This window comes from Paraburkholderia bengalensis (assembly GCF_037126505.1).
In the GTDB taxonomy this organism is placed as follows: Bacteria; Pseudomonadota; Gammaproteobacteria; order Burkholderiales; family Burkholderiaceae; genus Paraburkholderia; species Paraburkholderia bengalensis.
The window spans coordinates 47,169-54,402 of the sequence record NZ_JACFYJ010000055.1 but is presented as its reverse complement, the minus strand read 5'-3'; the positions used below and the strand labels follow the sequence as shown (position 1 = coordinate 54,402).

Here is a 7,234-nt window from a genome sequence, read left to right as displayed (position 1 = left end):
AGAGCATCGCGCTGAAAAGTTAACAGCTCGGCGCCTCGTTTACAACACCTCCCGCGTCAAAAGCAAAAATGCCGTTCAGTGCTTAACTGAACGGCATTACCGGAAGAACCGGGCTTTTTTGCATGCGCGTCGCGATACGTGCTTACTGCACTGTCACCGCTCCGAAATTCTGCCGGCCGAACGGACTGACGCGATAGCCGCTCACGTTCGTCCGCGTGATGGCGGCCGCCGTCGGGTAACCGAGCGGAATCCACAGCGCCTCGTCGTGGATGATCTGCTGCGCGGCTTCATACGCTTTCGTGCGCTTGCTTTGGTCTGCGGTTTCCTTGCCTTGCGCGATCAGCTTGTCGAGTTCGGGGTCGCAGTACCGCGCAAAGTTGATCCCCGACTTCACCGCGTTGCAGCTGAAAAGCGGCGACAGATAGTTGTCCGGGTCGCCGTTGTCGCCTGCCCAGCCCATGAACAGCGTGTCGTGCTGTCCCTGCTTGGCCTGCTTGATCAGTTCGCCCCATTCGATCACCTTCACCTCGGCCTTCACGCCGATCTTCGCGAAGTCCGCCTGCAGCATTTCGGCGCCCGCCTTCGGGTTCGGATTCAGCACGCTGCCGTTCGGACGCACCCAGATCGTCGTTTCGAAGCCGTTCGGGTAACCCGCATCGGCGAGCAGCTTTTTGGCCTTCTCGGTGTCGTACGGCCACGGCTTTACGGCCTTGTCGTAGCTCCATGTATTCGGCGGATACGGATTGTTCGCAGGCGTCGCCGTGTTGTCGAACACGGCCTTCAGATACGACGTGCGATCGAACGCCATGTTCAGCGCGGCGCGCACTTTCTGGTTATCGAGCGGCTTTTTCTGCGTGTTCAGCGCGACGAACGCCGTCATGAACGCGGGCGTCTGCACGACGGCGAGCGACTTGTCTTTCTTCGCGTCGGCGATATCCTGCGGCTTCGGCGACAGCGCGATCTGGCATTCGCCCGCCTTCACCTTTTGCGCGCGCACGGCGGCGTCGGGCGTGATCGCGTAGATCAGCCGGTCGATCTTCGGCTTCGGCCCCCAGTAAGTCGGGTTCACGTCATAGCGGATGATCGAATCTTTCGTGTAGCTCTTCAGCATGAACGGCCCTGTGCCGATCGGGCTCGCGTTCAGATCGGCCTGCTTGCCCGCCTTCAGCAACTGATCCGCGTATTCGGCGGAATAGATCGACGCGAAACCCATCGTCAGGATCGACACGAAGGTGGCGTTCGGCTCGTTCAGTTCGAACTTCACCGTGTTGTCGTCGACTTTCGATACCGACTTGATCAGCTTCACGAGCCCCATCGACTGCGCATGCGGAAAGCCGCTTGCGCCCGCCACCTTGTGCCACGGGTTGTTGTCGTCGAGCATGCGGTTGAACGTGAAGACGACGTCGTCGGCGTTCAGCGGCCGCGAGGGCTTGAAATAGTCGGTAGTCTGGAACTGCACGTTCGGGCGCAGATGGAACGTGTACGTGAGGCCGTCGGCGCTTACGTCCCACTTGTCGGCGAGCGAGGGCGCGACTTTCTTCGCGGCTTCGTCGTACGACACGAGCGAATTGAAGATCACGTCCGCCGACGCGTTCGTCGTGACGAGCGAGTTGTACTGAACGACGTCGAAGCCGTCCGGGCTCGATTCCGTGCACACGGTAAGCGGTTTTGCGACGGCGAGCGCAGGCGCGGTGATAACGGCCGTCAGCGCCGCGGCGGCGGCAAGCAACTTGAAACGCATAAGATCTCCCGGGATTTCGAATTGTTCGTGGCGGGGCGGCGTGCGATGACGTTGTGTTTCACGCGCTCCGGGCGGGGTGCTTTCACGCTGGTCATTCTGATACGGTTTCTGCGCCGGCGCAGCGCGTCACAGCCGCGTGTCGCGGTTTCGCCGGCTCTGGCGCAAGCTTATCGAACGCTTTCAACAGCGACAACAATTGAATCCGCATATCCATATGGCCGCGGATTCCCGGCTAACGGCTGGCGTAATCCCGAAGATACGCGATGCCGTCGATCGCGCGCGAGCCGTACCACGACACCATTTCGCCGTCGATCAATTCGATCCGCTTGCCCTGAAAACGTGCGTGCCGCGACAGTGCCTCGGCGTGCCGCTGCGTGAAGCGATACGGTTCGCTCGACAACAACACGCGATCGGCGTTGCGAATCCACGCGGCGTCGAGATCGAACGAAGGATAGCGTGCCGCGCCGCGCTCGCCGCCTTGCAGGTCCGGCAATGTTTGCCAGTTCACGAGGTGCAGCATCGCGGCGATGTAGGTGTCGCGCGCGACGGTCATCCATGGTTCGCGCCAGATCGCGTAAAGCACGTTTTGCTGCGGCCACGCGCGGGACGCGCACGCGTCGAGTTGCGAACGAAGCTGCAGGCTCAATTCACGCGCTTCGTCCTCGCGGTCGAAGATCGCGCCGAGCAGCGCGTACAAGGCGAAATTGTCGTGAGGCGCGAGCGGGTGCGTGACGACGACATGCGGCACGAACGCACGCAACCGATCGACGGTGTCGCGCTCGTTCTCGTCGATGTTGACGAGCAGATGCGTGGGCTGCAGCGCGCGCACGGCATCGATTTTCACGGCCTTCGTGCCGCCGACTTTCGGCACGTTGCGCACCTTGTCGTGCGGATGCACGCAAAAGCCCGTGCGCCCGACGATCTGCGCATCCAGCTTCAGAGCAAAGAGAAGTTCGGTGAGGCTCGGCACCAGCGACACGATGCGCGCGCCGCGTTGCGCCTTCGCGTGTTCGATACCGGCTGCATCGACGACACGCGTGGCCATACGCTACTGCGCGGCGCGCGGCTTGCGCGGGCTTTTTCGAACACGGCGTCGTAGAGCCAGCGGGGCGCGACGTGCAGCAGCATCGCCGCGAAACGCATCTGCCACGGGAAGATCGCGAAGCGCTTCTTGCGCGCGATGGCATCGGCGACCTTCGCGGCGAAACGGTCGGCGTCCATCAGAAACGGCATCGCGTACGGATTGTGCGCCGTCATCGGCGTTCGAATGTAGCCGGGCGCGATCGTCACGACCGATACGCCAAACGGCCGCATCTCGACGCGCAGCGCCTCCAGATACTTCAGCGCCGCCGATTTCGACGCGCTGTATGCGCCCGAGCCCGGCAGCCCGCGCACGCCCGCCACGCTGCCGATGCCCACGAACGTGCCTTTGCGCGCGTCCACCATGGCCTGCGCGAAGGGCTCGAAGGTGGCGACCATGCCGAAATAGTTGACGTCCATCACGTCGCGGAACGTCTGCAGATCGCCGTGACCGGTGACCGCGCCACGGCTGATGCCCGCGTTCGCGATCACGATGTCAGGGCAGCCGTGTTCGGCGACGAACTGCTGCGCGGCGCGCACGAGCGCATCCGCGTCGCGCACGTCGACGCTATACAGGGACACGGTGTTCTGGGAGTGGGACTGCTGGAACGCGGCGAGGGCGTCGCCGCGGCGGGCGACGAGCCCGAGAATCGCGCCGCGCCGCGCATATTCGGCGGCGAGCGCTTCGCCAATGCCGCTGGACGCGCCGGTGATGAAGACCTTCAGCGGTGAACTCATGCCGGCGCGCGGGGAATTACATCTTCTTCGCGCGGATCTGGGCGACCAGGTAGTCGAGCACCTGGATCGTGCCCGGCAGGCTATTGGTCTGCGCCGGACCCGTTTCGTACTTGCCCTGTACGGCCAATGTGGGCACGCCGTCGATCTTGAAGTCGTCGATCAGCTTCTTGTCGCGCTGAAGCGCGCTTTGCGTCGAGAACGAGTTGTACGCGTCCATGAACTTCTTCGGGTCGACGCCTTTGGTGGCGAGGAATTTGGCCTGATCTTGCGGCGTCAGCAGATAGTTCTTGTTGGCGTGGATTTCATGGAAGATGTCCGGCGTCAGCTGGTTCGCGAGGCCGAGGGCGTCGACGGCGTGATAGAGCTTCGAGTGCGGGATGAAGTCGTCGCGGAAGGCGACGGGCACGCGCTTGAATACGACGTCCGGGCCCTGCTTCTTGATCCACGCTTCCAGATACGGGTCGAACTCGTTGCAGTGCGGGCAGCCGTACCACATGAACTCGATCACTTCGATCTTGCCGGCGGGTGCCTCGACGGGCTGCGGCGTAGACAGCGTCGTATAGTCCTTGCCGGCGACGGGCGCGGCGGGCGAAGCATGCGCCGCGCTCGCGACGATGCCGAAAGAGAGGAACAGAATGCTCAGCAGTTTTTTCATGTCTTGTGAACCCAATCAGGGAGAGTAACGGCGGCGGGCTGGCGCGCCCCCGCCGCTACAAGTTCGTCGGCAGGCGTCTGCCGCACATGAGACTCGCGCCGCGCGCCGAAGGTTCAGCGGCGGCGCGCGACAACCATTACCGCGTGTGACTCATTGCTTCGTGAAGCGGATCACCGCCGTGTCGACGCCCGCATCCGACAGGCGCTGCCGCGTGGTGTTCATTTCCTCGAACTTCGAGAACGGGCCGATCCGCACGCGATAGTACGTCACACCGCCCGCATCGCGCTGCGTGACCTTCGATTCGAAGCCCTGGAAGGCGAGACGCGCGCGCTGCTGCTCGGCATCGGCGGCTGTCTTGTAGGCGCCGACCTGCAGCAGATAGCCCGTGTTCGCGTCGTTGGCGGAAGGCGGCGTGCCGTTCGCGTTCGGCGTCGAGCCGGCCTTGGGCGGCTGCGTCGGGTTATTCGCGACGCTCGGCGCGCTGGTGGCCTGCGGTGGCTTCTTCGGCTGGTTCATCGCCGTGGTCGCGCCATTGTCCTGAGCGGGTTTCGGTGCGACGGCGACGCCGTTGTTGTTCGACGGCGGCACTTCGACGATCTGCGGCTCTTCGAGCATGCCCGACGACTGCGACTGATTGGTGGTCTGGCCCGGCGCCGTGTTGGTCGGCGCGGGCTGCGCGGCTTGCGGCACCGGCTGGCCGGGGCTCTTGCCTTGCAGCGGACGGTTCGGGTCGTATTGCGGCTGGCTCGCGCCCGTATCCGATGCGGCGGGCGGCGCGACCTTCGCGACGAACGGCGTGGGCGCGCGCGTGATGTAGAGCGCCACCACCACCGCGATGGCCAGGCCGACGATCAGGCCCAGCACGATGCCGAGAAAAGTGCCCCCGGTTTGCTTCGACTGCTGCTTTGTAGTGCGGCGTGGTTTTGCCATCGTCTGATTCACCTGCAAAAGGAGGTCTGGAATGACCGTCGATTATAGCGACGGTCATCCCCTCATCGTCCCGGTTTAAGTGCGATTAAACCGCGCGGAGATTACATTTTGGCGGGTGCCGACACGCCGATCACAGCGAGGCCGTTCGCCAGCACCTGACGCGTCGCGGCAAGGAGCGCGATGCGTGCATTGCGCTGCGTCTGGTCGTCGACGAGAACGCGTTCGGCATTGTAGAACGAGTGAAATTCGCCCGCGAGATCGCGCAGATAGAACGCGACCGCGTGCGGCGCAAGCTCTTCGGCCGCGTGCGTCAGCATGTCGGGGAACTCGGCGAGCTTCTGCAGCAGCGCCATCGCGCGCTCGCTGTCGAGCGGCGACAGGTCGAAGGACGGCAGCATCAGCTCATCGCCGGCATAGCGCGACTTCCATTCGCCGATCACCGAGCAGATGCGCGCGTGCGCGTACTGCACGTAATACACCGGGTTCTCGTCGTTCTGCTTGAGCGCGAGGTCGACGTCGAACACGAACTCCGTGTCGGCCTTGCGCGAGATCAGGAAGAAACGCACGGCATCGCGGCCGCGGCGGATGGTTTCTTCGTCGAGCAGATCGGGCGCGGCTTCCTGGCCCGGCGCGGCGCCGCCCGACCATTCGATCAGGTCGCGCACCGTCACATAGCTGCCCGCGCGCTTGGAGATCTTCACTTCCTGGCCGTCGCGCATCACGGTGACCATCTTGTGCAGCACGTAATCGGGATAGCCCTTCGGAATGCCGATGCCGAGACCCTGCAGCCCGGCGCGCACGCGCGCGATCGTGCCGTGGTGGTCCGAGCCCTGGATGTTGATGACCTTCGTGAAGCCGCGCTCCCACTTCGTCTCGTGATACGCGACGTCGGGCACGAAATACGTGTACGTGCCGTCGGACTTGCGCATCACGCGGTCCTTGTCGTCGCCGTCGTCGGTGGTGCGCAGCCACAGCGCGCCTTCCTGCTCGTAGGTCTTGCCCGCCGCGATCAGCTCGTTCACCGTCTTCTCGACGCGGCCTTCCGTGTATAGCGACGATTCGAGGTAGTACTGGTCGAACTTCACGCCGAACGCCCTCAGGTCCATATCCTGCTCACGACGCAAATAAGCGACGGCGAAGCGGCGGATCGCTTCGAGGTCGTCGGCGTCGCCCGCGCCCGTGACGGGCTCGCCGTCGCTGGCCGACACGGTTTCGCCGTTCAGGTAGTCGCGCGCGATGTCGGCGATGTATTCGCCGTTGTACGCGGCTTCCGGCCAGCCGGCGTCGCCGGGTTTGAGGCCGCGGGCGCGCGCCTGCGTCGAGATGGCGAGGTTGCCGATCTGCACGCCGGCGTCGTTGTAGTAGAACTCGCGATGCACGCCGTAGCCCTGCGACGCGAGCACGTTCGACACGGCATCGCCGAGCGCGGCCTGGCGGCCGTGGCCGACGTGCAGCGGGCCCGTCGGATTGGCCGACACGAACTCGACCAGCACGCGCTTGCCCGCTTCGCGGTCCGAGCGGCCGAACGCTTCGCGCTGCGCAAACACGGCGCCGATCACGGCCTGCTTCGAAGCCGCCGACAGGCGCAGGTTGATGAAGCCGGGACCGGCCACTTCGGCGCTCTCGACGAGGCCCTGCGCGAGCGGGTGGGCGGGCAACGCGTCGACGATCTGTTGCGCGAGCTGGCGCGGATTGGCGCGCAGCGGCTTGGCCAGCTGCATCGCGACGTTGCTCGCGACGTCGCCGTGCGCGGCGACCTTGGGTCGTTCGAGCGTGATGGCGGGCGCGACGAACGCGGCTTCGGATGCACCTTGAGTGGCCTGGGCGACCTGCTTGACCACGTCGGTCAACAGGGTTTCGAGAGTGTGTTTGTGTGCAGGCAGCATGCTTGTTGCGAGTCCAGTGAGGCAGTCCGATGAAGCGGGGCAGCGCCGCGAGCGGCGAAAAAACAGCCGCCGACGGCGTGGAAAGTGCTTGAGCGCCCGCTGCGAAACCGGTGTGGCGCGGGAGCGGCGCAGCAGGCGGCTGTCGCGGCGCGCACCGTGGGCAGCGTTGGCACGCGGCCACGATGCGGCGCAGCGTGCCCGGGC

Annotated in this window: 6 protein-coding genes; all 6 read right to left on the bottom strand. The window is 64.7% G+C overall.

Annotation, left to right across the window (positions count from 1 at the left end):
- Positions 1–142: 142 nt before the first annotated feature.
- Positions 143–1,741: an ABC transporter substrate-binding protein gene (locus tag H3V53_RS27130; RefSeq protein WP_336600558.1), complete on the bottom strand. Its 1,599-nt coding sequence runs from the start codon at positions 1,739–1,741 to the stop codon at positions 143–145.
- 232 nt (positions 1,742–1,973) lie between these two features.
- On the bottom strand, positions 1,974–2,786 hold the full coding sequence (locus H3V53_RS27125; RefSeq protein WP_336600557.1) for a helical backbone metal receptor: 813 nt from the start codon (positions 2,784–2,786) through the stop codon (positions 1,974–1,976).
- Complete coding sequence (locus H3V53_RS27120) at positions 2,678–3,559, bottom strand: SDR family oxidoreductase (protein WP_336600556.1); 882 nt, start codon at positions 3,557–3,559, stop codon at positions 2,678–2,680. Before H3V53_RS27120 ends, H3V53_RS27125 begins: the two co-directional genes overlap by 109 nt.
- Positions 3,560–3,575: 16 nt before the next feature.
- A complete protein-coding gene (locus tag H3V53_RS27115; RefSeq protein WP_336600555.1) occupies positions 3,576–4,214 on the bottom strand; it encodes a thiol:disulfide interchange protein DsbA/DsbL in 639 nt (212 codons plus the stop codon).
- A 150-nt stretch (positions 4,215–4,364) separates the two neighbouring features.
- Positions 4,365–5,144 (bottom strand): SPOR domain-containing protein, encoded by a 780-nt coding sequence (locus H3V53_RS27110; RefSeq protein WP_336600554.1) that lies wholly within the window; start codon positions 5,142–5,144, stop codon positions 4,365–4,367.
- A gap of 101 nt (positions 5,145–5,245) precedes the next feature.
- Entirely contained in the window at positions 5,246–7,030 is a 1,785-nt protein-coding gene (argS, locus tag H3V53_RS27105; protein ID WP_336600553.1) for an arginine--tRNA ligase, read from the bottom strand.
- Between the last annotated feature and the right edge of the window lie 204 nt (positions 7,031–7,234).

Bases quoted from the DNA above. Each gene is read 5' to 3' on its own strand.
- H3V53_RS27130 (WP_336600558.1), bottom strand. From the start codon at position 1,741: ATGCGTTTCAAGTTGCTTGCCGCCGCCGCGGCGCTGACGGCCGTTATC.
- H3V53_RS27125 (WP_336600557.1), bottom strand. From the start codon at position 2,786: ATGGCCACGCGTGTCGTCGATGCAGCCGGTATCGAACACGCGAAGGCG.
- H3V53_RS27120 (WP_336600556.1), bottom strand. From the start codon at position 3,559: ATGAGTTCACCGCTGAAGGTCTTCATCACCGGCGCGTCCAGCGGCATT.
- H3V53_RS27115 (WP_336600555.1), bottom strand. From the start codon at position 4,214: ATGAAAAAACTGCTGAGCATTCTGTTCCTCTCTTTCGGCATCGTCGCG.
- H3V53_RS27110 (WP_336600554.1), bottom strand. From the start codon at position 5,144: ATGGCAAAACCACGCCGCACTACAAAGCAGCAGTCGAAGCAAACCGGG.
- argS (WP_336600553.1), bottom strand. From the start codon at position 7,030: ATGCTGCCTGCACACAAACACACTCTCGAAACCCTGTTGACCGACGTG.